The sequence below is a fragment of the Kitasatospora sp. NPDC001664 genome (genome assembly GCF_053596675.1).
In genome coordinates, this window is sequence record NZ_JBSFGS010000016.1 from 191,706 (window position 1) to 214,543 (window position 22,838).

Below are 22,838 nucleotides of genomic sequence, written 5' to 3' on the forward strand. Positions count from 1 at the left end.
CCCATGGAAGGCGACATGTCCGTAGCAGCCCTACCGGCCCCCGTCCGCTCCGACCGTCCCACCGACTTCCCCACCGGCTTCGTCTGGGGTGCGGCCACCGCCGCGTACCAGATCGAGGGCGCCGCCGCCGAGGGCGGCCGCTCCCCGTCCATCTGGGACACCTTCAGCCGCACCCCCGGCAAGGTGCGCAACGGCGACACCGGCGACATCGCCTGCGACCACTACCACCGCTACCGCGAGGACGTCGCGCTGATGGCCGAACTCGGCCTGGGCGCCTACCGGTTCTCGCTCTCCTGGCCGCGCGTGCGGCCGGGCGGCACCGGCCCGGCCAACGAGACCGGGCTGGACTTCTACGACCGTCTGGTGGACGAGCTGCTGGGCAAGGGCATCACGCCCGTGGTCACGCTCTACCACTGGGACCTGCCGCAGCAGCTGGAGGACGCGGGCGGCTGGCTGAACCGCGACACGGCGTACCGCTTCGCCGAGTACGCCACCGTCGCGGCCCGCCGCCTGGGCGACCGCATCCCGACCTGGACCACGCTCAACGAGCCCTGGTGCTCCGCCTTCCTCGGCTACGGCTCCGGGGTGCACGCCCCCGGCCGGACCAGCCCGGTGGAGGCGCTGACGGCCCATCACCACCTGCTGCTGGCCCACGGCCTGGGCACGGCCGCGCTGCGCGCCGAGCTTCCGGACTCCGCGCAGGTCTCCCTCACCCTCAACCTGGCCGCCGTCCGCCCCGCCGGCCAGTCCCCCGCCGACCTGGACGCGGCCCGCCGGATCGACGGCCTGGCCAACCGGATCTTCCTGGACCCGGTGTTCAAGGGCAGCTACCCCGCCGACGTGCTGGCCGACACCGCGCACGTCACCGACTGGGGCTTCGTCCACGACGGCGACCTGGCGGAGATCTCCCGCCCGGTCGACTCGCTCGGCATCAACTACTACACGCCCACCGTGGTCGGCGCCGACGACCCGTCGGCACCCGCCGCCCGCCAGGACGGCCACGCCGGGGAGATCTCCCCCTGGCCCGCCGACGAGGGCGTGCGCTTCCTGCCCGCCGAGGGCAGCCGCACCGCGATGGGCTGGCCGGTGGACGCGGACGGCCTCTACGAGCTGCTCACCCGCCTGCGGGACGAACTGCCCGGCCTGCCGCTGCTGGTCACCGAGAACGGCGCCGCCTACGACGACTACAGCGACCCGAGCGGCGCGGTGCACGACCCGGAGCGGGTGGCGTACCTGCACGGGCACCTGGACGCGGTCCGGCGGGCGGCGGCGGACGGGGCGCCGGTGGGCGGGTACTTCCTCTGGTCGCTGCTGGACAACTTCGAGTGGTCCTTCGGGTACGGCAAGCGCTTCGGCATGGTGCACGTGGACTTCGCCAGCCAGCGCCGCACGCCCAAGGACAGCGCGCGCTGGTACGCCGAGGTGATCCGGACCGGGCGGCTGCCCGAGGCGTGAGACGGCGTACCGCCACCGTGAGACGGCCGAGGGCCGCGACCCGCTCCGGGTCGCGGCCCTCGCTCGCGCTACTTCTTCGGCGAGCCGCCGGCCCGGACCGACTTGGTGATGGTCTTCCACTTCTTCAGACGCTCGGCCGCCAGCCGGGCGTCCGTCCGGGAGGCGATCCAGTCGTTCTCCTTCTGGAGCTTCTGGTAGCTCTCCCAGCGGCGCACCGGGAGGGTGCCCTCCTCCAGCGCGGCCTGCACGGCACAGCCCGGCTCCCCGGCGTGGCGGCAGTCGTGGAAGCGGCAGTCGGCGGCCAGCTCCTCGATCTCGGCGAAGGCCGTCGCGAGGCCCTCGCCGCCGAACAGGCCGGCGCCGCGCAGGCCCGGGGTGTCGATGACCACGCCGCCGCCGGGCAGCGGGATCATCTCGCGGGTGGTGGTGGTGTGACGGCCCTTCTCGTCCACCGAACGGGTGGCCTGGACGACCATCGCCTCGGAGGAGGAGAGCGCGTTGGTGAGAGTGGACTTGCCCGCGCCGGACTGGCCGATCAGCGCGCTGGTGGTGCCCAGGCACGCCCGGAGCACGTCGATGCCCTCGCCGGTCTCGGCGCTCACCGCGAGCACCGTGACGCCGGGGGCCACGCCCTCGACGTCGTCCCGGACGAAGTCGGCGTCGCCGACCAGGTCGCTCTTGGTCAGCACGACCAGCGGCTCGGCGCCGGACTCCCAGGCGAGCGCCACGAAGCGCTCGATCCGCCCGAGGTCCGGGTCGGCGGCCAGCGAGACGGCGATCATGACGGTGTCCACGTTGGCCGCGAGCACCTGACCCTCGGAGCGCTTGCCCGCGGTGCTGCGGATGATCGCGGTGGTCCTGGGCAGGACGCTCGCCACGCTCGGCAGCGGAGCGGTCGTCAGGTCGACGCCGACCCAGTCGCCGGTGCAGACCCACTCGGCCGGATCGGAGATCCGCACCGGGCGGAGGTCGGCCCGGACGGTGCCGGGCGCGCCGGAGCCGTCGTCGTCGAGGAAGACGTCGCACAGACCCCGGTCGACCCGGGTGACCCGGCCCGGACGCAGGTCCGTGCCGGCGAAGAGGGAGAACTTGGAGGCCCACTCGTCGTTCCAGCCGTAGCCGGACAGCGAGCGGTCAGAGGTGGTGGAGGTGTTCAACTTCGGGGTGACCCTTCGAGGGGGTGGCCCCGGCGTCCCGCGCGCGGCGCGGGTGGTGAAGGAGTGTCAGCCGGAGACCACGGAGGTGAGAACGAGGACCTTCTGGGTGCGGACGGAGTCCGCGACGACGACAGTCAGCACGGTCGTCACCTCCTTGTTCACTCAACGGCTTTCACAGGGGGCGGTACGCCCCCGGCCCGGGCGACGATAGCGAACCGCCGCACGCCCGCGCACCCCTTTTTTCCACCGCCCGTCAGACGTGCCAGGAGCCGCCCGGCCGGTCGCTGTCCGGCGGGGGCGGCGGACGGCGGCGGCGGTGCGCCCCGGCGTTGCCGAGACGGCCGCGCAGGTTGCCCGGGGGCAGGAAGTCCGCCCAGCGCTCGGGGTACTCGGAGGGCGGGTGGTCACCCTCGTCGTCCTCGTCCAGGTCGTCCTCGTGGCCCTCGCCCAGGCCGAGCTCGCGGGCCAGCCGGGCGCGCTCCACGGCCCGGCGGGCGGTGGCCTCGCGGACCACGGCGGCGGCGGCCTCCTCGCTGGCGCGCTCGTTGGCGGCGCGGGCGTCGGCGGTCTCGGTGGTGGGCCAGCGGCGGTCCAGCGCGGCGTTCATCGCGGCGCCGATCAGCACCGCGAGGGCCACCACGCCGATCCAGAGCAGCACCGCGACCGGCGCGGCCAGCTGCCCGTACACCGAGCGGCCCTCGATCGAGCTGACCAGGTACAGCCGGAGCAGCACGCTGCACACCACCAGCACCACCAGGGCCACCAGGGCGCCGGGGATGTCCTCCCGCCAGGGCGTGGAGACCGGCACGGCCACGTGGTAGAGGGTGGTGAGGAAGACGACCAGCAGCATGATCGCCACCGGCCAGTAGAGCGCGTCGATCACCCCGGCCGAGTCCGGCAGCGCGTTGCGCACCAGCCCGGGCCCGGCCAGCAGCAGCGGCAGCACCAGCGAGCCGATCACCAGGGCGCCCAGGTAGAGGCCGAGCGACATCATCCGGGTCTTCACGATGCCGCGCTTGCCGTCGAGGCCGTACATCACGGTGATGGTGTCGATGAAGATGTAGAGCGCCCGCGATCCGGACCAGAGCGAGAGCAGGAAGCCGATCGAGATCAGGTCGGGCCGGCCGCCCTCGTCGAAGACGCTGTCGAGCAGCGGCTGGACGATCTGCTGGATCGAGCTGGGGGCCAGCACGGTGGCGCTGGCCTGGAGGATGTCCTGCTCCAGCTTCTGGATGGTGCCGGCGCCGAGGATGTCGTCCAGGTAGCCCAGGGTGCCGGCCAGGCAGAGCAGCAGCGGGGGGATGGAGAGCAGCGTGAAGAAAGCCGCCTCCGCCGCGAGTCCGGTGACCCGGTACTCGACGCACGTGTTGGTGGTGTCCTTGACCAGCGTCCAGGCGGTCGTGCGCCACGTCGACTCGCGGCGGCGCCGTCCGCGACGGCGGCGCCGGGAGGGGCGCTCGGCCCCCGTCCTGCTGGTTTCCCCTGCTGCTTGCACGCCCCTAACCTATCGGTCCCGGGGCGGCTGACCCACGTGCAACCTGACGGGGTCTCACCAGGCGCCCGGGCTGCGGCGGAGCGGGCGGTGTCTCAGGAAGCGAAACTCACGAGTCCACCATCCGGACGTTGGTGGACCGGGGGTCGTGCGGCGTGCGAATCTCTTGCCATGCCGAGCGCCGGAACCACCCTAGTAGGTCGACTTCACGTCGATCTCCTTCGCGTGTCCAGCGCCATCTGTCCGGTGACCTGAGCCCACCCCGCCGCCTTCCACCGCACGCCGGCGCGAACCTCTTCGCCGTCCCCGCCGCTGCGGATGCGCGAGCCCCTGGCAAGGTCACTGCTCCCCCGTACCTCGCGGAGAACCCGCAGGTCGTCGCAGGTCCGTGCCCGGAAGCCCCGCAGCCGCCCCCAGAGCCACTGCCGTAAGGACTTCACCATGGCCAGCACCCCCGAAACGGACGAGCCCCAGGCCGCCGGCGCCCCCGTGCGCCGCCCCGCGGCCGCCCGCAAGGTGACCCGCCACCGTGGCGAGGGCCAGTGGGGTCTCGGGCACCGCACCCCGCTCAACGCCAACGAGCAGTTCAAGAAGGACGACGACGGTCTCAACGTGCGGACGCGCATTGAGACGATCTACGCCCAGCGCGGCTTCGAGTCCATCGACCCGGCCGACCTGCGCGGCCGGATGCGCTGGTGGGGTCTGTACACCCAGCGCAAGGAGGGGATCGACGGCGGCAAGACCGCGATCCTGGAGCCGCACGAGCTGGACGCCGAGTTCTTCATGCTCCGGGTCCGGATCGACGGCGGCCGCCTGACGGTGGCCCAGCTGAAGGCGATCGCCGAGGTCTCGGAGAAGTACGGCCGCGGCACCGCCGACCTGACCGACCGCCAGAACGTCCAGTACCACTGGATCCGGATCGAGGACGTCCCGGCGATCTGGCAGACGCTGGAGGCGGTCGGCCTGTCCACCACCGAGGCCTGCGGCGACACCCCGCGCGTCATCCTGGGCTCCCCGGTCGCCGGGATCGCCGAGGACGAGATCATCGACGGCACCCCGGCCATCGACGAGATCATGAGCCGCTTCATCGGCAACAAGGACTTCTCCAACCTGCCGCGCAAGTTCAAGTCGGCGATCTCCGGCTCGCCGCTGCTGGACGTGGCGCACGAGATCAACGACATCGCCTTCGTCGGCGTCGAGCACCCCGAGCACGGCCCGGGCTTCGACCTCTGGGTCGGCGGCGGCCTCTCCACCAACCCCAAGCTGGGCGTGCGCCTGGGCGCCTGGGTCCCGCTGGACGAGGTGGCCGACGTCTACGGCGGCGTGATCGGCATCTTCCGCGACTACGGCTACCGCCGCCTGCGCAACCGCGCGCGGCTGAAGTTCCTGGTCGCCGACTGGGGCCCGGCGAAGTTCCGCCAGGTGCTGGAGGACGAGTACCTCAAGTACCAGCTGGTGGACGGCCCCGCGCCGAAGGAGCCCAGCGGCACCTGGCGCGACCACGTCGGCGTGCACCGCCAGAAGGACGGCAAGTTCTACGTCGGCTTCGCGCCGCGGGTCGGCCGGGTCAACGGCAAGCTGCTCGGCCAGATCGCCGAGCTGGCCGCCGAGCACGGCTCGGACCGCCTGCGCACCACCGCCGAGCAGAAGATGCTGGTCCTGGACATCCCCGAGGACCGGGTCGAGTCGCTGGTGGCCGGCCTGGAGGCACTGGACCTGCGGGTCACCCCCTCGCCGTTCCGCCGCGGCACGATGGCCTGCACCGGCATCGAGTTCTGCAAGCTGGCGATCGTCGAGACCAAGGAGCGCGGCCGCACCCTGATCGACGAACTGGAGGCCCGCCTCCCGGAGTTCGCCGAGCCGCTGACCATCAACATCAACGGCTGCCCGAACGCCTGCGCCCGCATCCAGGTCGCCGACATCGGCCTCAAGGGCCAGCTGGTGACCGACGAGAACGGCGAGCAGGTCGAGGGCTACCAGGTCCACCTGGGCGGCGCGCTCGGCCTGGAGGCCGGCTTCGGCCGCAAGGTCCGCGGCCTCAAGGTCACCAAGGACGGCCTGCCGGACTACGTGGAGCGGGTCCTGACCCGGTACCAGGAGGACCGTCAGGAGGGCGAGCGCTTCGCCCAGTGGACGGCCCGGGCCAGTGAGGAGCAGCTGTCGTGAGCGAACGCGCCGCACCCTTCCACTGCCCGTACTGCGGCGACGAGGACCTGCGGCCCTCGGAGGCCGGCCACGGCGCCTGGGAGTGCCACTCCTGCCGCCGGGCGTTCCAGCTGAAGTACCTGGGCCTGCTGTCAACCACCCACGGGGGAACGGCACATGAGCGAGCGTAGCGAGCGAATCAATCAAGCTGCGCGTTGTGCGAAGCACCCGACGAGCGCCAGCGAGGAGGGGGCATGAGCAGCGTGACTGACTACGAGGCGATAGCGGCCAAGGCCGCCGTCGACCTCGAGGAGGCCCCGGCGCAGGAGGTCCTGCGCTGGGCCGCCGAGACCTTCGGCAAGCGGTTCTGCGTCACCTCCTCGATGGAGGACGCCGTGGTGGCCCACCTGGCCTCCTCGGTCTTCCCCGGGGTGGACGTGGTCTTCCTGGACACCGGCTACCACTTCGCCGAGACCCTGGGCACCCGGGACGCGGTGGCCGCGGTGATGCCGGTCAACGTCATCACCCTCAAGCCGCTGCAGACCGTGGCCGAGCAGGACGCCCAGTACGGGCCGAACCTGCACGACCGGGACAACGACCTCTGCTGCGCGCTGCGCAAGGTCGAGCCGCTCAACCGCGGCCTGGCCGCGTACGACGCCTGGGCCACCGGCCTGCGCCGGGACGAGTCGCCGTCCCGGGCCAACACCCCGGTGGTGGCCTGGGACGCCAAGCGCCGCAAGGTGAAGATCGCCCCGATCGCCCGCTGGACCCAGGACGACGTGGACGCCTACGTCGCCGCCAACGGGGTACTGCTCAACCCGCTGCTGTGGGAGGGCTACACCTCGATCGGCTGCTCGCCGCTCTCCTGCACCGCCAAGCCGGGCGAGGGCGAGGAGGGCCGGGCCGGCCGCTGGGCCGGCTCGGGCAAGACCGAGTGCGGCATCCACCTCTGATCCACCGACCGACCGTCAACCACCCCTAGGAGTACGACCCGTGAGCACAGTCCACACCCTGGCCGCCGACGGAGCCGCAGAGGCGGCCCCGCAGGCCGCCCCCTGCGAGCGCGGCGCCACGGTGTGGCTGACCGGGCTGCCGAGCGCGGGCAAGACCACGCTGGCCTTCGCGCTGGCCGGGCGGCTGCGCGCCGAGGGCCACAAGGTCGAGGTCCTCGACGGTGACGAGATCCGTGAGTTCCTGTCCAAGGGGCTGGGGTTCAGCAAGGAGGACCGGCACACCAACGTGGCGCGGATCGGCTTCGTCGCCGAGAAGCTGGCCCGCAACGGCGTGAAGGTCCTGGCCCCGGTGATCGCCCCCTACGCCGACTCCCGGGCCGCCGTCCGCGAGCGGCACGCCGAGCTGGGCACCGAGTTCCTGGAGGTGCACGTGGCCACTCCGGTGGAGCTGTGCTCCGAGCGGGACGTCAAGGGCCTGTACGCCAAGCAGGCGGCCGGTGAGATCTCCGGCCTGACCGGCGTGGACGACCCCTACGAGGCCCCGACCGCACCGGAGTTGAGGCTCCAGACGCAGGGCCGCCTGGTGGAGGAGTCCGCCGCCGAGCTGTACGCCTTCCTGACCGAGAGGGGCCTGGCATGACCACCGCGACCCACACCCCGCAGCTCACCGAGTCGCCGTTCGCGCTGTCCCACCTGGACGCGCTCGAAGCGGAGTCGGTGCACATCTTCCGCGAGGTGGCGGGCGAGTTCGAGCGGCCGGTGATCCTCTTCTCCGGCGGCAAGGACTCCATCGTCATGCTGCACCTGGCGCTCAAGGCCTTCGCCCCGGCGCCGGTCCCCTTCGCCCTGCTGCACGTGGACACCGGCCACAACTTCCCCGAGGTCATCGAGTACCGCGACCGGGTGGCCGCCAAGCACAACCTGCGGCTGTACGTGGCGAACGTGCAGGACTTCATCGACGACGGCCGGCTGCGCGAGCGCCCCGACGGCACCCGCAACCCGCTGCAGACCGTCCCGCTGCTGGACGCCATCGAGTCCCACAAGTTCGACGCCGTCTTCGGCGGCGGCCGCCGCGACGAGGAGAAGGCCCGCGCCAAGGAGCGCGTCTTCTCCCTGCGCGACGAGTTCGGCGCCTGGGACCCGCGCCGCCAGCGCCCCGAGCTGTGGTCGCTCTACAACGGCCGCCACGCGGCCGGCGAGCACGTGCGCGTCTTCCCGCTCTCCAACTGGACCGAGCTGGACGTGTGGCAGTACATCGAGCGCGAGCAGATCGAGCTGCCGGGCATCTACTACGCCCACGAGCGCGCGGTGTTCAAGCGCGACGGCATGTGGCTGACCGCGGGCGAGTGGGGCGGGCCCAAGGAGACCGAGCAGGTCGAGACCCGACTGATCCGCTACCGCACCGTCGGCGACATGTCCTGCACCGGCGCCGTCGACTCCGACGCCGCCACCAACGCGGACATCATCACCGAGATCGCCGCCAGCCGCCTCACCGAGCGCGGCGCCACCCGCGCCGACGACAAGCTCTCCGAGGCCGCGATGGAAGACCGCAAGCGCGAAGGGTACTTCTAAGATGAGCACCACCCAGGAAGCAACCGCCACCTCGCTGCTGCGCTTCGCCACCGCCGGATCCGTCGACGACGGCAAGTCCACCCTGGTCGGCCGCCTGCTGCACGACTCCAAGTCCGTGCTGGCCGACCAGCTGGAGGCCGTCGAGCGCGCCTCCCTGAGCCGCGGTCAGGAGGCGCCGGACCTGGCGCTGCTCACCGACGGTCTGCGGGCCGAGCGCGAGCAGGGCATCACCATCGACGTGGCGTACCGCTACTTCGCCACCGCCCGGCGCCGGTTCATCCTCGCCGACACCCCCGGCCACGTGCAGTACACCCGCAACATGGTCACCGGCGCCTCCACCGCCGAGCTGGCCGTGGTGCTGGTCGACGCCCGCAACGGCGTGGTCGAGCAGACCCGCCGCCACGCGGCCGTCGCCGCCCTGCTGCGCGTGCCGCACGTGGTGCTGGCGGTCAACAAGATGGACCTGGTCGAGTACGCCGAGCCCGTCTTCGCGGCCATCGCCGAGGAGTTCACCGCCTACGCGGCCTCGCTCGGCGTCACGGACATCGTCGCCGTCCCGATCTCGGCCCTGGCCGGGGACAACGTGGTCGAGCCGTCCGCGCACATGGACTGGTACGGCGGCCCGACCCTGCTGGAGCACCTGGAGAACGTGCCGGTCGGCACCGACCCCAGCGACGAGCCGGCCCGCTTCCCGGTCCAGTACGTGATCCGTCCGCAGACCGCCGAGCTCCCCGACTACCGTGGCTACGCGGGCCAGTTGGCCTCCGGCGTGCTGCGCGTCGGCGACACCGTCACGGTGCTGCCGGCCGGGCGGACCACCACCGTCACCGGGATCGACGCGCTCGGCACCGAGACCGACATCGCCTGGGCCCCCCAGTCGGTGACGGTCCGTCTGGCCGACGACATCGACATCTCCCGCGGCGACCTGATCGCGGCCGGTGCGACTCCCGTCCCCACCAAGGACGTCGAGGCCACCGTCTGCCACCTCAACGAGCGCCCGCTGACCATCGGGGCCAAGGTGCTGCTCAAGCACACCACCCGCACGGTGCGCGCGATCGTCAAGGACATCACCTACCGCATCGACATCGACAGCCTCGAACGGCGCTCCGGCGCCCAGGGGTTGGAGGTCAACGAGATCGGGCACGTGGTCCTGCGCACGGCGGAGCCGCTCGCGCTCGACCCCTACACCGACAACCGCCGTACCGGGTCCTTCCTCTTGATCGACCCGGCCGACGGCACCACCCTCACCGCCGGCATGGCGGGCGAGGCCTTCGACACCACTCCCAACGCACAGGAACCGGACGAGGAGGACTGGGTCTGATGCCCAGCGACGCGTTCTCGGGCATGGACAAGGAAGGCGGCCGCATCGGCAGCGGCGTCCTCGGCAGTGGCCAGGGCGGGCTGACGCGATGTGCAGGCGGACAGGGGCTCTGAGCCCCTGTCACCGGGGCGGCCGCTTCCCACAGCGGCGGTCGCTCCGGATCCGCAGGCACCCACGCCCGACTTTCTTTCTTTCTTCCATGAACTTGCCAGAGGACGAAGCAATGACTGCGCAGAACAGCACCTCCGCCCGCTTCAGACGGACCGCTGCCGCCACCGTGGCCGGTCTGACCGCGATCAGCCTGCTCTCCGCCTGCGGCTACGGCTCCAAGAGCGAGGACAAGGCGCCCGCCGCCGCCCCGGCCTCCTCGGCGGGCGCCGCGAAGCTCTCGGCGGACACGGTGAAGATCGGCTACTTCGCCAACCTGACCCACGGCACCCCGCTGGTCGGCCTCAAGGAGGGCCTGATCCAGAAGGAGCTCGGCGCCACCCAGATCAAGACCCAGATCTTCAACGCCGGCCCCGCCGAGATCGAGGCGCTCAACGCGGGCTCCATCGACATCGGCTGGATCGGCCCCTCCCCCGCCATCAACGGCTACACCAAGTCCAACGGCGAGGCCCTGAAGATCATCGGCGGCTCGGCCTCCGGCGGCGTCAAGCTGGTCGTCAACCCCGACAAGATCAAGTCGGTGGACGACCTCAAGGGCAAGAAGATCGCCACCCCGCAGATCGGCAACACCCAGGACGTCGCCCTGCTCTCCTTCCTGGCCGGCAAGGGCTGGAAGGTCGACGCCAACTCCGGCGCCGGTGACGTCTCGGTGGTCCGCTCGGACAACAAGGTCACCCCCGACGCCTACAAGTCCGGCTCCATCGACGGCGCCTGGGTCCCCGAGCCCACCGCCTCGAAGCTGGTCACCCTGGGCGCCAAGGAGCTCCTCAACGAGAAGTCCCTCTGGCCGGACAACAAGTTCGTGATCACCAACATCATCGTCTCGCAGAAGTTCCTCAAGGAGCACCCGGACGTGGTCGAGGCCGTGCTGCGCGGCTCGGTGAACACCAACGCCTACATCAAGGCCAACCCGGCCAAGGCCAAGGAGGCCGCCAACGCCGCCATCAAGGAGGCGGCCGGCAACGCGCTGGAGCCCGCCATCCTCGACCCGGCGTGGGCGGACATCGACTTCATCGACGACCCGCTGGCCTCCACCCTGCAGAAGGAGGCCGACAACGCGGTGACCGCCGGTCTCCTCAAGAAGCCCAACCTGGCCGGGATCTACGACCTGACCCTGCTGAACAAGGTGCTCAAGGAGAAGAGCCAGGCCGCCGTCGCGGACGCCGGCCTGAGCGCCAAGTAAGCAGCGCCCGTCAAGCTCCGAGGTCCGTGCCCCCGCCCAGCCCGGTCGATGCCCAGTCAAACGGGCCGGGCGGGGCCGGACCCCGGCTCCCACTCCCTTCGCCAGCCGCCAGACCAGTCACCCAGGAGGTGCCCGGAGATGACCACGGCACTGACCACCTCGAAGAGCGCGCAGAGCGCCGAGGTCCCGACCGGCGTCCCCGCCGTCCGGATCTCGCACGTCCACAAGTCCTTCGGCCGCCCGGGCGCGGCCACCCACGTGCTGGACGACATCACCCTCGACGTCGCCCCGGGTGAGTTCGTCACCCTGCTCGGCGCCTCGGGCTGTGGCAAGTCCACCCTGCTCAACCTGGTGGCCGGGCTGGACAAGCCCACCGCCGGTGACATCCAACTCGCGGGCGGACGGCCCGCGTTGATGTTCCAGGAGCACGCGCTCTTCCCCTGGCTGACGGCCGGCAAGAACATCGAGCTCGCCCTGCGCCTGGGCGGCACGCCCAAGGCCGAGCGGCGCGCCGAGGCCGAGCGGCTGCTCGAACTGGTCCGCCTGCACGGCGCGCACGGCAAGCGCGTCCACGAGCTCTCCGGCGGCATGCGCCAGCGCGTCGCGCTGGCACGGGCGTTGGCCCAGGGCAGCGACGTGCTGCTGATGGACGAGCCGTTCGCCGCGCTCGACGCCATCACCCGCGACGTGCTGCACGACGAGCTCACCCGGATCTGGGCGGAGCGCAAGCTCACCGTCCTGTTCGTGACCCACAACGTGCGCGAGGCCGTCCGCCTCGCCCAGCGGGTCGTCCTGCTCTCCTCGCGCCCCGGACGGGTCGCCAAGGAGTGGCGCATCGACCTGCCCCAGCCCCGCCGCATCGAGTCCGCCGGCGTGGCCGACCTGTCCATCGAAATCACCGACGAGCTGCGTGGGGAGATCCGCCGCCATGGCCAGCACTGAGACCACCCCCCTGCTCGACAAGAGCCCGAGCCCCAGCAGCGCCGACGTCGGCGCCGGCCTGGACGCCCTGGACGCGGTCGTCGCCACCCGCACCCCGCTGCTGGTGACCCTGCGTCAGAAGGCCCTGCCCCCGGTCATCGCCATCGCCCTGGTGCTGGTCGTCTGGCAGAGCGCCTTCAGCCTGGAGCTCACCGACGAGTACAAGCTCCCCAGCCCCGGCATGGTCTGGGCCTCGCTCGCCGACCTCTGGGGCCAGGGCACCCTGTTCAGCATCATCTGGACCAGCCTCTGGCGCGGCCTGTCCGGCTTCGTCGCGGCCGTGGTCATCGGCACCCCGATCGGCCTGCTGGTCGCCCAGGTCAAGCCGGTGCGCGCCGCGATCGGTCCGATCCTCTCCGGCCTGCAGTCGCTGCCCTCGGTCGCCTGGGTCCCCGCCGCCGTCATCTGGCTCGGCGTCAACAACCAGACCATGTACGCCGTCATCCTGCTCGGCGCCGTCCCCTCGGTCGCCAACGGCCTGGTGGCCGGCATCGACCAGGTGCCGCCGATCCTGCTCCGGGCCGGCCGGACCATGGGCGCCAGCGGCCTCGTCCAGGCCCGGCACATCCTGCTGCCCGGCGCCCTCCCCGGCTACCTGGCCGGCCTCAAGCAGGGCTGGGCGTTCTCCTGGCGCTCCCTGATGGCCGCCGAACTCATCGCCGCCTCCCCCGACCTGGGCATCGGCCTGGGCCGCTACCTGGAGAACCAGCGCGAGTTCGCCGACATGTCCGGCGTCCTGCTCGGGATCATCCTCATCCTGATCGTCGGCGTCGCCATCGACCTGCTCGTCTTCAGCCCGCTGGAGCGCCGCGTGCTGCGCAACCGCGGTCTGCTGCACGGCACCCGGTAAGGCCGCTCCGATGCTGCTGCACCACGGCCGCCCGCCCGCGCCCCGCCACCCCGGCGGCGGCGCGGGCGGCCCCGCCCTGCTGCTCATCGCCCACGGCAGCCGGGACCCCAGGCACGCCGCCACGGTGGAGGCCCTCTCCGGACGGGTCCGCGCTCTACGCCCGGACCTGGACGTCACCACCGCCTACCTGGACCACTGCGCGCCCCGCCTCGGCCAGGTCGCGCCCCGGCTGCGCGGCGCCGTCGCCGTCCCCCTGCTGCTCAACCGGGCCTTCCACGCCCGCAGCGACATCCCCGCCGCCCTGCGCGAGGCCGGCGCCACCACTCTCCCGCTGGCCGACGTGCTCGGCCCCTCCCCGCTGCTGCTCGCCGCCCTGGACCGCCGCCTCACCGAGGCCGGGCTGGACTTCGCCGACGCCCCGCACACCGGCCTGGTGCTGGCCGCCGCCGGCTCCTCCGACCAGACCGCCAACGCCGCCACCCGCGCCGTCGCCGAGGAGTACCGCCGCACCCGCGGCTTCGCCGCCGTCGAGGTCGCCCACGCCTCCGCCGTCCCGCCGCACCCGGCCGACGCCATCGCCGCCCTGCGCGCCACCCCGGGCGTACGCCAACTCGCCGTCGCCCCCTACCTGCTGGCCCCCGGCCTGCTCCCCGACCGCATCACCGAGGCCGCCCGCACCGCCGGCGTCGACCTGGTCGCCCCGGTCCTCGGCGCCGCCCCGGAGATCGCCGAACTGCTCCTGCACCGCTACGACCAGGCCCGCCACACCGCCCTGCGCGCCGCCTAGCGCGGCTCGGCCGTCCAGGGCTCCTCGGCCGCCCGGGCCCCGCGGACGTTCGCCACCATCCGGCGCAGCACCCTCAGGGCGGCGGCGTACTCCTGGTCGTCGACGCCCTCGTGCACCACCGCCCTCAGCTCGGTCACCAGCGCCCGCAGCCTCAGCCGCGCCGCCTCGCCGTCGTCCGTGAGGTACAGCCGGTCCTCGGCGTCGGAGCGCAACCAGCCCCGGTACAGCAACTGGTCGACCGTCCGCCCGATCTCGTCCGGCCCGGCCGCCATCGGGGTCAGCTGGGCCAGCGCCTCCGCGCGGGCCGGGGCGGCCGGCCCGCCGTGCACCCGGTTGAGCACCCAGTACTGCGGCTGGGTCACGTCGATCCTGGCCATCGCGTCCCGCAGGTGCGCGGTCACCACCTTGTGGGCCAGCCCGGCCCAGTAGCCGACCGGTTGGGAGGCCAGTGCCTCGTCCGCCACCGCCGGGTCGGCCGGCGCCTGGTCCGTCACGGAGCCGCCACTCCGCCGGCCGCCAGCGCCTCGGCGATCGCCCGGTGCATCTGCCAGCGGGTCTGCCACCTCCGCCGGGAGACCCGCTCGACCACCCGGGACAGCCAGGCCTCGTCGGCGAGGCGGTGCAACTCCTGGGCCTCGGTGAGGTGTCCGAGCAGTGCCTCCAGGATCGACACCTCCATCAGCGCGTACCAGTGCGGGTGGCGGTCGAAGAAGACCGTGTGGTCGTCGTAGGGGTGACGCACCGTCATGTGCAGGTAGCCACCACCGCGCCCACGGAACGGTCCGGGCATCGCGGCGACCAGGCCGAGCGGGCTGACGGTAGCACCGTGCTGCGTGTACCTGGCACCGATCCTGACCCCCATGCCGTTCATGATCCGGGTCCAGGGCAGCAGCTCCTCCCCGCCGTCCCGCGCGTGCGCGAGCATCCCCTCCGGGCGGAACTCCACCCAGGCGCCCCCGCCCCGGCGCTCCGGATCACCCAGCGCCCAGCGGCCGTCGGTGAACTTCAGCGGGCCCAGGGAGGTACGCATCGTGGTCATACTTCCATTCGATCATCCTGACATCCCGTCAGGCCAGGGAGAATCCACTCGTCAGGACCGCCCCGGTCGGCCAGCATGGGCCGCATGACGCTTCTCCTGCTCGCCCCCCGGATCAACGAGACCGGTCTGCAGCTGCTGACCCGGGCCCGGCGCCGCGGGCTCACGGCCCACACCGCCGTGCGCTGGGAGGTGCCGTCCGAGCTGGCCGGGGTGCGGCCCGCGCACCTGTACGGCGGGCCGCTGTTCGCCGACGTGGCGGCCGGGGTGCTCGGCGTCGCGCCGCTGGAGCCGCCGGACGACTGGCTGACCACCCTGCCGCAGGAGCTGCTGGGGCGTCAGGTGGCGGCCGTCACCCTCGCCGAGGCACGGGAGCTGCGCCGCCCCGCCTTCCTCAAGCCACCGGGCGACAAGCTCTTCGCGGCCCGGGTCTACCCGGACGGCAGCGGCCTGCCCGGCCAGGACGCCCTGGACGACGACACCCCGGTCCTGGTCAGCGACGTGGTCACGTTCGCCACCGAGTACCGGCTGTTCGTCCTCGACGGCACCGTCCGCACCGCGAGCCGCTACGCGGTCGGCGGTGAGCTGGCGGTCTCCCCGGAGCTGCCGCCCGCCGCCCTGGCCTTCGCCGCCGAGGTGCTCGCCACCGGCGGCCTGCCGAGTGCGGCCGTGGTCGACGTCGGACGGCTCGCCGACGGCAGCTGGGCCGTGGTCGAGGCCAACCCGGCCTGGGCCAGCGGCGGTTACGCCTGTGACCCGGACGCCGTCCTGGACGTGGTGCTCCGCGCGGCCGGCCCGGCGGAGGCGCTCGCCCTCACCGACCGGTCGTACGTCCGGCCCGTGCCCGAAGTGGTGCGTTAGTCCGGCAGGGCCCAGCGCAGCGCCGCCGCCGAGGCGCCGGCCGCGTCCAGGTCGGCCCGGGCCCGGCGCGGACCCACCGCGTCGGCGAGGACGGCCACCAGGAAGCGCGGCGAGCTCGGGTCGGGGTCGGCGGCCACCGCCCGCAGCAGCGCCGGGTAGTGCTCCAGGACCCGCTGCCGCGGCCCGGCCTCCAGGGCGCGGAACACCAACTGCCGCTTGTGGCCCACCCGGTGGTACTGCGGGTAGAGCGGCTGGCGCGCGGCCAGCGCCTCGACGCGCGGGTCGGCGGGCTCGTCCCAGGCCAGGCCGAGTGCGGTGAGCAGCTCGTCCAGGCACCGTTCCTGCTCACCGAGGCTCTGCTCGTCAAGGCGCTGCGCGTCGAGTTCCATGGGTCACAGCCTACGCAGGGTGAACCGGTCGTCCGTGGTGCCGCCGAACAGCAGGTCCATCCGGCCGGACAGCGTGAAGACGGAGCCGTGCGGGCCGGCCACCACCGCCGTCGGCGCCGGGTCGGCGGACGGACGGGCCGTCAGGACGGCGGTGCGCCAGCCGTCGGTGGAGCGGATGTCCACCAGGGTGTCGGCCCCGGCCCCGCCCAGGGTGTTGGTGACGCCCAGCAGGCGGCCCTCGGAGGCGCTGTACAGACCGTCCAGACCGATCGCCTTCGGGCCGGTCAGCCGGACCTGACGGAAGTCCTCCGGCCGGTCGACCGGCACCCGCCACAGCGTGCCGTCGTCGTACTTGGCGATCAGCAGCGTCCGGCCGTGCCGCACGATCCCGTTCAGCCCGAAGCCGCCCACCGGAGCGGCCAGTCGCTGGTCCCGCAGGATCACCGAGGCCCGGCCGTCCGGCCGCACCCGGTACAGCACCGGGGCGAAGGAGTCGGTCACGTACGCCTCGCCGTCCGGGCCCAGCACCATGTCGTTGGCGAAGTGCCGCCCGCCGTCGGCGGCCACCGCCGCCAGGTCGGTGTAGAAGATCCGCCGCCCGGTCTCCAGGTCGTAGGCCCCGATGCCCGCGACCACCTTCGCCGCGTCGTGGCGCAGCCCGAAGCCGGGGTCGGCGTTGGCGACCAGCACCCGGTTGCGGGCCCGGTCGATCTGGATGCCGATCACCGAGACCAGCTTGGCGGGGTCGTCCACCAGGGTGCGCACCGAGCCGTCGGGGCGGACCACCGAGACCGTGCCGTGCCGGATCGAGCCGACCAGGAAGCGGCCGTGCCCGGCGTCCCAGACGGCGTCCTCGGGGTGCAGGCTGTCGGCGTGCCCGGCCAGCACGGGGGCGGAGGCCACGGCCTGCGGACGGGGGCGGGCGGCCACGGCCGGGGCCACGGCGGTGCCCAGCAGGGCGGCGGCCACCACGGCCACGGCGGCGGCACGGATCGGACGGTTCGTCATCTCGGTACTCCTTCAAGAGCGGTGCTGCTACACCAGCGGTGCTGCTTCACCAGCGGTGCTGCGTCCTTGCGATGCCTCCACCCTCCCGCCCGGCGCCGGAACGCAGCAGTGCGTGGTGATACTGGTAGTGGCGCTACCAGGACCAGGGGGAACCAGATGACCGTCACCGAGCTGCGGCGCAGCGAGCTGTCCGACTTCCTGCGCACCCGCCGGGCCCGGCTGACCCCCGAGCAGGTCGGCCTCGCCCCGGGGGTGCGGAGGCGCACGCCGGGCCTGCGCCGGGAGGAGCTGGCGCTGCTCGCCGGGGTCGGGGTGACCTGGTACACGTGGTTGGAGCAGGGCCGCAGGATCAACCCCTCCGCCGAGGTGCTGGGCAGCCTGGCCCGGACCCTGCGGCTGGACCGGGCGGAGACCGACTACCTGTTCCGGCTGGCCTCCGACCCGTCCGCCGCCCAGGACCCGGCTCCCGCCGAACTGCCGGGCCCGCTGGCCCGGTTGACCACCGCTCAGTCCCCGGCCCCGGCCTTCCTGATGGACGCCGACTGGCAGGTGCGGGCCTGGAACCCGGAGGCGGACGCCCTGTTCACCTTCTCCCGGCACGCCCCCGCCGACCGCAACCTGGCCTGGCTGGCCTTCGCGCACCGGCCCAACCGTGACCGCACCGTCGACTGGGAGCAGCACGCCCGCCGCCTGATCGCCCAGCTGCGCGCCGCCGCCGGCGACCGCCCGGCCCTGGCCGCCACCCTGGAGCGCCTGCGCGCGCACTTCCCGGAGGCAGGCCGCTGGCTGGACGAGCACCAGATCAGCGAACGCTCCGGCACCGCCAAGGACTTGGCCCACGAGACGCTCGGCCTGCTCCGGATCGACCAGCTGGTCCTGCAGGCCCCGGACGGCTTCCAGCTGGTGGTCTTCTCCCCGCGCGACCAGGAGACCACCGAGCGCCTGCGCGGCCTGGCCCGGACCTGCTGAGCTCCCGGCGTGCCGATCTCCCGGCGCCCCGGCCTCCCCGCCTCCTGACGCCCGCTCAGCCGTGGAAGGCCGCCACCAAGGGGTCGGCGTTGCGCGGCAGATCGGCCGTCACCCCGGCCCAGGAGCCGTCCGCGAACAGCAGGTCGATCCGCCCGCGCTGGAGGACGCCGGTGGCGTTGCGCCGCAGCTCCCGCACCTCGTGGCGCGGGACGGCCCAGTGCAGCGCGTACTCCTCGCTGAACAGCTGCCAGAGCGCCGAGCGGTCCACCGCGACCGCCACCCGCCGGTCGGTGACCGCGAACAGGCCGCTGGTGTGGCCGCCCTCGGTGTGCAGTCGGATCACGAACCGGCCGGCCGCGCTCTCCCAGCCTCCGCCCATCCCGGTGCCGTGGAAGACCGAGTCGGGCACCGCGCCCACCATCCGGTCCTCCACCGCACCGACCGCGCTGGAGAGCGGATTGACGGCCGTGTAGGCGCGACGGAGCAGGCCGAACGGCTTGGCCAGCCGCTCCTCCACCGCACTCGGCCGGGCCGGGGTCAGGTACTGCTCGGGTGGCCGCGGGATGCCGGGCACCAAGGTCACCCGAGCCGCCTCGATCAGCTTCTCGCCCGGCTCCAGCAGCGGCTGCACCACCACCCGCACGCTCTCCAGCATCGGCCCGCCCTCCCCGTCGACCCGACCGGCCGTCAGCCGAAGGCCTGGTCGAAGCGCCGCTTGCGCTCCTCGGGGCTCAACTCTACGGTCGGGGGCAGGTTCTGCGGGTTGATCCGCTTGTCCGCCTCGTCCGCGCCGTAGATCAGGCCCTGCTCGATCGCGGTCTGCCCCGCCTCGCCCACCGGATCGCCGGTGAGGCCGACCGCGCCGAGCGCGGTCTTGCCGACGGTCTTGACCACCTTCTTCGCCGCGTACGCCTGGAGCATCGCGGGGTTCCGCCAGGTGGAGGGCCGCAGCACGCTGGCGCGCGGGCCGGCGGAGATCTCCTTGAGCTTCTGCATGGCCTTCGCGACCTTCTCCAGGGCGGTCGCCAACTTCCTTACCAGCATGGCGATCCGGGCGCTGGCGATGGCCCCCTCGGCAGCGGCGGCCGCCGCCTCGGCAGCCAGCGAGACGCCGGCGGTGACCACGCTGAACGCGGCCGCCGCGGCCAGGCTGATGATGGCCCACTCGATCAGCTCGCGGATGACGGTCTCGACCATCTCCTGGGCGAACCGGCACTGCTCGGCCGCCTCCTCCAACTGGAAGGCGGTGTTCTCCATGTCGTCCGCCTCCTCCTCCAGCCCCCGCTCGAAGGTGTCGAGCTCCTGCTGGAAGCGGTCGGCGGCCTCGCCGGTCCACTCGTGCCGCAGCGCGGCCCGGTCCCGGCGCTGGTCGGCGATCACCTCGCGGAGCGCGTCCGCCTGCTCCTTCCAGAGCTTGGACGCCTCCAGCAGCCCCTCCGGGTCGCCGGTGACGAACTCCAGCATCTCCGCGAGCGGTTCGACGATCGGCCGCATGATCTCGTCGATCACGCTGCCGAGCGGGCTCATCCAGTCACTGACCTTGGCGTAGGCGTTGGCCGCCTGCGAGGCCGGTCCGCCGCTCATGCGCCCGTCCCCCCGGCCATCGTGGTCAGCTCGTCGGAGAGCCCCTGCTCGATGCCGTCGTAGGAGCGGGCCAGGCCCTGCGCGTACTCGTCCAGCCGCTCCATGGACTCGGCAGCGGCACCGGTGTTCTCGATCGCCGCTTCGCTGCGCTCCTGGTAGTCCCGGGTGATCTCGTCCGACTCCGGCAGCTTGCCGAACGCGCCGGCGGGCAACTGGTGCGCCCCCAGGCGAGCCCGGATCTCCCGCAGCCTGGCCGCCCGTTCCTCGGAGGTGCGGCCGAAACGCCGTATCGCCTCCGGATCGACCTGGTACCCACCCGACATGTCAGGCTTCCTTCCCCCGTGCCCCGTCGTCAGCCGCCATCCTGCGGCGGCGCAGAACGTAGCACACCCCCGACGGCCGTTCCGGTGCGCGTCCGTGACGGAACGTGCACGCGAACGCCACAGGGGCGGCGGACCGCGAAGGTCCACCGCCCCTGTGGGGAGCCCGTGCCGACGCTCAGTCGGACTTGCGGCGCTGGCGGCCGGTGCCGTAGTTGGAGCCGCTCTTGGAGCCGGAGCCCGGGTTGCGGCCGGAGGACTTGCCGATGAAGCCGGCCGCCGTGCGGCCGCCGCCGGAACCACCGGAGCCGGAACCGCCGGCGCCGATCCGCTGCTTGGGGCGGGGGCGGCGGGCGTTGCCGTTCATGTCCACGTCGGCGGGCAGGCCGGAGCGCTTGGGGGCGCGGCGGCGCGGCTGGGCCGGGGCGGCGTTCGGGTCGGCGGCCGGGGCGGCCACCACGGGCGGGGCCAGGGTGACGGCGACGCCGCTCGGGGTGCGGGCACCGGTGATCTTGGCCAGCTCGGCGTCGCCGGGGCGCACCTTGGTGATGGTCGGCCGGATGCCGGCCGTGGTCATCAGGCGGCTGACCTCGCGGCGCTGCTCGGGCAGCACCAGGGTCACCACGGTGCCGGACTCGCCGGCCCGGGCGGTGCGGCCGCCGCGGTGCAGGTAGTCCTTGTGGTCGATCGGCGGGTCCACGTTGACGACCAGGTCGAGGCCGTCGATGTGGATGCCGCGGGCCGCCACGTTGGTGGCGATCAGCGCGGTGACGTGGCCGTCGCGGAACTGGTCCAGCACCCGGTTGCGCTGGGGCTGGGACTTGCCGCCGTGCAGCGCGGCCGCCCGGACGCCGCTGGCCAGCAGCTGCTTGGCGAGGCGGTCGGCGCCGTGCTTGGTGTGCACGAACATGATCAGGCGCCCCTCGCGGGAGGCGATGTGCGCGGCGGCGGAGACCTTGTCGGTCGCCTCCAGCTGCAGCACGTGGTGGTCCATGGTGGTCACGGCACCGGCCGAGGGGTCCACGGAGTGGGTGACCGGGTCGGTCAGGAAGCGCTGCACCAGGCGGTCGACGTTGCGGTCCAGGGTGGCGGAGAACAGCATCCGCTGCCCGCCCGGGGCGACCTGCTCCAGCAGCTTGGTGACCTGCGGCAGGAAGCCCATGTCGGCCATCTGGTCGGCCTCGTCGAGCACGGTGATCTGCACGTCGCCGAGCTGCACGTCCTGACGGTTGATCAGGTCGTCGAGGCGGCCCGGGGTGGCGACCAGCACCTCGGCCCCGCGGCGCACCGCGTTGGCCTGGCGGTTGATCGACATGCCGCCGACCACGGTGGCGATCCGCAGGTTCACGGCGGTGGCGTACGGGGTGAGCGCGTCGGTGACCTGCTGGGCCAGCTCGCGGGTGGGCACCAGCACCAGGGCCAGCGGGCTGCGCGCGGAGGCGCGCTTGCCGGCGGTGCGGGCCAGCAGCGACAGGCCGAAGGCCAGCGTCTTGCCGGAGCCGGTGCGGCCGCGGCCGAGCACGTCGCGCCCGGCCAGCGAGTCCGGCAGGGTGGCGGACTGGATCGGGAAGGGCTCGGTCACGCCCTGCTGCCCGAGCGCCGAGAGCAGGCCCTTGGGCATCTCCAGCTCGGCGAAGGTGGCGGCCGGCGGACGGGCCGGGGTGCCCTCGACCACGGTGAAGTCGGCGGGGGCCTGCGGAGCGGTGCGGGCACGCGGGGCGCGGCGGGCGCCGCCGCCCTGCTGGCCACGGGCGCCCTGCTGGCCGCGGCCGCCGGTGCGGGACTGCTGGGTGCGCTCGCCGGACCGCTCGCGGCTCGGGGCCTGGGCGCGGTCGGCGGACTGCTGCGGGCCGCGGCGGGCGCGCGGCGGACGTGCGGGGGTGCTCATACGGGGTGGTACTCCGTCCTGGACGTCCGATGGCCACCGGCGGGCACATGGGTGCGCGCGTGGCGATCGTCCTGGTGATCGGCCGTCAGGAAGGTGTTGCCGCCCCGGCCGTTCGGCGGCATGAGGGAGGGCCCGCACCGAGCGGTACGGGCCCTCGCTCTCGCGTGGATCAGCTTCAGCCGATGACGCGGATGTTCTCGGCCTGCGGGCCCTTCTGGCCCTGGGTCACGTCGAACTCGACCTGCTGGCCCTCGACGAGCTCACGGAAGCCGTTGGCCTGGATGTTCGAGTAGTGGGCGAACACGTCCGGGCCGCCACCCTGCTGCTCGATGAAGCCGAAGCCCTTTTCGCTGTTGAACCACTTCACGGTGCCGGTAGCCATAACCGTCTCCTCTAAAAACTGGGGCAAGGAACCCACACCTCGTAGGCTCCAAGTAGCCGCGATCCCCATCCGGAGACAAAACACCGGACAAAACAAATGCGCCTGTTGGTTGGTACCAGCAGGCGCACACATACGTTCATGGGAACCAAAACTGCAACTGCTTCGACTGTAGCACGGGTGGAGCCGAGAAGATCAGAGATTTTTTCCCGCACCCGGGGCGGGGGCTACGGCCTGCGGCGCCTCAGTGGCGGCCGGGCGGCTCCGGGGTCCGCAGGTCCGCCGGCACGGCGCCGGGGCGCGGCCGGGGGGCGTTGCCCGGCCACCCCGCCCACCTGCC

At 72.9% G+C, this 22,838-nt stretch carries 25 protein-coding genes; 14 read left to right on the plus strand and 11 right to left on the minus strand.

Features of this window, described 5'->3' with window-relative positions; genetic code table 11:
- Positions 1-15: 15 nt before the first annotated feature.
- Complete coding sequence (locus tag ACWCYY_RS23595; RefSeq protein ID WP_449797141.1) at positions 16-1,455, plus strand: GH1 family beta-glucosidase; 1,440 nt, start codon at positions 16-18, stop codon at positions 1,453-1,455.
- Positions 1,456-1,523: 68 nt separating this feature from the next.
- Here the strand turns inward: ACWCYY_RS23595 and rsgA are convergent, their stop codons facing one another.
- The gene (rsgA, locus tag ACWCYY_RS23600) at positions 1,524-2,612 is read right to left on the minus strand and encodes a ribosome small subunit-dependent GTPase A (RefSeq protein ID WP_345284165.1); all 1,089 of its coding nucleotides are present in this window, start codon (positions 2,610-2,612) and stop codon (positions 1,524-1,526) included.
- A gap of 253 nt (positions 2,613-2,865) precedes the next feature.
- A complete protein-coding gene (locus ACWCYY_RS23605) occupies positions 2,866-4,107 on the minus strand; it encodes a YihY/virulence factor BrkB family protein (RefSeq protein ID WP_345284166.1) in 1,242 nt (413 codons plus the stop codon).
- A 168-nt stretch (positions 4,108-4,275) separates the two neighbouring features.
- On the opposite strand from ACWCYY_RS23605, the gene ACWCYY_RS23610 reads away from it, so the two are divergent.
- From ACWCYY_RS23610 to ACWCYY_RS23660, 11 genes are all read left to right on the plus strand, one after another.
- Positions 4,276-4,359: a putative leader peptide gene (locus ACWCYY_RS23610; protein ID WP_310593185.1), complete on the plus strand. Its 84-nt coding sequence runs from the start codon at positions 4,276-4,278 to the stop codon at positions 4,357-4,359.
- Between the two features lie 186 nt (positions 4,360-4,545).
- Positions 4,546-6,270 carry a nitrite/sulfite reductase gene (locus ACWCYY_RS23615; protein WP_449797142.1) on the plus strand — a complete coding sequence of 575 codons (1,725 nt, stop codon included), beginning with the start codon at positions 4,546-4,548 and terminating at the stop codon, positions 6,268-6,270.
- On the plus strand, positions 6,267-6,440 hold the full coding sequence (locus ACWCYY_RS23620) for a hypothetical protein (RefSeq protein WP_449797143.1): 174 nt from the start codon (positions 6,267-6,269) through the stop codon (positions 6,438-6,440). The genes ACWCYY_RS23615 and ACWCYY_RS23620 overlap by 4 nt, the downstream gene beginning before the upstream one ends.
- Positions 6,441-6,503: 63 nt before the next feature.
- Positions 6,504-7,202 (plus strand): phosphoadenylyl-sulfate reductase, encoded by a 699-nt coding sequence (locus ACWCYY_RS23625; RefSeq protein ID WP_345284171.1) that lies wholly within the window; start codon positions 6,504-6,506, stop codon positions 7,200-7,202.
- A 58-nt stretch (positions 7,203-7,260) separates the two neighbouring features.
- Positions 7,261-7,842 carry an adenylyl-sulfate kinase gene (cysC, locus tag ACWCYY_RS23630; RefSeq protein ID WP_345284355.1) on the plus strand — a complete coding sequence of 194 codons (582 nt, stop codon included), beginning with the start codon at positions 7,261-7,263 and terminating at the stop codon, positions 7,840-7,842.
- Positions 7,839-8,774: a sulfate adenylyltransferase subunit CysD gene (gene cysD / locus ACWCYY_RS23635; protein WP_345284173.1), complete on the plus strand. Its 936-nt coding sequence runs from the start codon at positions 7,839-7,841 to the stop codon at positions 8,772-8,774. The genes cysC and cysD overlap by 4 nt, the downstream gene beginning before the upstream one ends.
- Position 8,775: 1 nt before the next feature.
- Positions 8,776-10,095: a sulfate adenylyltransferase subunit 1 gene (locus tag ACWCYY_RS23640; protein WP_449797144.1), complete on the plus strand. Its 1,320-nt coding sequence runs from the start codon at positions 8,776-8,778 to the stop codon at positions 10,093-10,095.
- 223 nt (positions 10,096-10,318) lie between these two features.
- Complete coding sequence (locus ACWCYY_RS23645; protein ID WP_345284177.1) at positions 10,319-11,446, plus strand: aliphatic sulfonate ABC transporter substrate-binding protein; 1,128 nt, start codon at positions 10,319-10,321, stop codon at positions 11,444-11,446.
- Between the two features lie 138 nt (positions 11,447-11,584).
- The gene (locus ACWCYY_RS23650) at positions 11,585-12,388 is read left to right on the plus strand and encodes an ABC transporter ATP-binding protein (RefSeq protein ID WP_449797145.1); all 804 of its coding nucleotides are present in this window, start codon (positions 11,585-11,587) and stop codon (positions 12,386-12,388) included.
- Positions 12,375-13,277 (plus strand): ABC transporter permease, encoded by a 903-nt coding sequence (locus ACWCYY_RS23655; protein ID WP_345284181.1) that lies wholly within the window; start codon positions 12,375-12,377, stop codon positions 13,275-13,277. Before ACWCYY_RS23650 ends, ACWCYY_RS23655 begins: the two co-directional genes overlap by 14 nt.
- Positions 13,278-13,287: 10 nt before the next feature.
- Positions 13,288-14,064, plus strand: coding sequence for a sirohydrochlorin chelatase (locus tag ACWCYY_RS23660; protein ID WP_449797146.1), 777 nt, complete (start codon positions 13,288-13,290; stop codon positions 14,062-14,064).
- Here the strand turns inward: ACWCYY_RS23660 and ACWCYY_RS23665 are convergent.
- Positions 14,061-14,558: a MarR family winged helix-turn-helix transcriptional regulator gene (locus tag ACWCYY_RS23665; protein WP_449797147.1), complete on the minus strand. Its 498-nt coding sequence runs from the start codon at positions 14,556-14,558 to the stop codon at positions 14,061-14,063. The two genes, ACWCYY_RS23660 and ACWCYY_RS23665, sit on opposite strands and share 4 nt — an antisense overlap.
- Positions 14,555-15,103 carry a hypothetical protein gene (locus ACWCYY_RS23670; protein WP_345284187.1) on the minus strand — a complete coding sequence of 183 codons (549 nt, stop codon included), beginning with the start codon at positions 15,101-15,103 and terminating at the stop codon, positions 14,555-14,557. The genes ACWCYY_RS23665 and ACWCYY_RS23670 overlap by 4 nt, the downstream gene beginning before the upstream one ends.
- Before the next feature lie 84 nt (positions 15,104-15,187).
- Between ACWCYY_RS23670 and ACWCYY_RS23675 the strand changes: the two genes are divergently transcribed.
- Positions 15,188-15,961 carry an ATP-grasp domain-containing protein gene (locus tag ACWCYY_RS23675; RefSeq protein WP_449797148.1) on the plus strand — a complete coding sequence of 258 codons (774 nt, stop codon included), beginning with the start codon at positions 15,188-15,190 and terminating at the stop codon, positions 15,959-15,961.
- On the opposite strand, the gene ACWCYY_RS23680 is transcribed toward ACWCYY_RS23675, so the two are convergent.
- Together ACWCYY_RS23680 and ACWCYY_RS23685 are read right to left on the minus strand one after the other, a co-directional pair.
- Entirely contained in the window at positions 15,958-16,350 is a 393-nt protein-coding gene (locus ACWCYY_RS23680) for a hypothetical protein (RefSeq protein ID WP_345284191.1), read from the minus strand. The genes ACWCYY_RS23675 and ACWCYY_RS23680 overlap by 4 nt on opposite strands.
- Before the next feature lie 3 nt (positions 16,351-16,353).
- The gene (locus ACWCYY_RS23685) at positions 16,354-17,358 is read right to left on the minus strand and encodes a hypothetical protein (RefSeq protein ID WP_449797149.1); all 1,005 of its coding nucleotides are present in this window, start codon (positions 17,356-17,358) and stop codon (positions 16,354-16,356) included.
- A gap of 156 nt (positions 17,359-17,514) precedes the next feature.
- Here ACWCYY_RS23685 and ACWCYY_RS23690 point away from each other — a divergent pair, with 156 nt between their 5' ends.
- Positions 17,515-18,327: a helix-turn-helix domain-containing protein gene (locus tag ACWCYY_RS23690; protein ID WP_449797150.1), complete on the plus strand. Its 813-nt coding sequence runs from the start codon at positions 17,515-17,517 to the stop codon at positions 18,325-18,327.
- Between the two features lie 55 nt (positions 18,328-18,382).
- On the opposite strand, the gene ACWCYY_RS23695 is transcribed toward ACWCYY_RS23690, so the two are convergent.
- The 5 genes from ACWCYY_RS23695 to ACWCYY_RS23715 all read right to left on the minus strand — a co-directional run bounded on the left by ACWCYY_RS23695 (position 18,383) and on the right by ACWCYY_RS23715 (position 22,501).
- Positions 18,383-18,982 carry a hypothetical protein gene (locus tag ACWCYY_RS23695; RefSeq protein ID WP_345284197.1) on the minus strand — a complete coding sequence of 200 codons (600 nt, stop codon included), beginning with the start codon at positions 18,980-18,982 and terminating at the stop codon, positions 18,383-18,385.
- Positions 18,983-19,014: 32 nt separating this feature from the next.
- Positions 19,015-19,911, minus strand: coding sequence for a WXG100 family type VII secretion target (locus tag ACWCYY_RS23700; protein WP_449797151.1), 897 nt, complete (start codon positions 19,909-19,911; stop codon positions 19,015-19,017).
- Entirely contained in the window at positions 19,908-20,234 is a 327-nt protein-coding gene (locus tag ACWCYY_RS23705; RefSeq protein WP_449797152.1) for a hypothetical protein, read from the minus strand. The genes ACWCYY_RS23700 and ACWCYY_RS23705 overlap by 4 nt, the downstream gene beginning before the upstream one ends.
- A 175-nt stretch (positions 20,235-20,409) precedes the next feature.
- Complete coding sequence (locus ACWCYY_RS23710; RefSeq protein ID WP_345284201.1) at positions 20,410-22,119, minus strand: DEAD/DEAH box helicase; 1,710 nt, start codon at positions 22,117-22,119, stop codon at positions 20,410-20,412.
- A gap of 175 nt (positions 22,120-22,294) precedes the next feature.
- Positions 22,295-22,501, minus strand: coding sequence for a cold-shock protein (locus ACWCYY_RS23715; RefSeq protein ID WP_345284203.1), 207 nt, complete (start codon positions 22,499-22,501; stop codon positions 22,295-22,297).
- Positions 22,502-22,838: the final 337 nt, after the last annotated feature.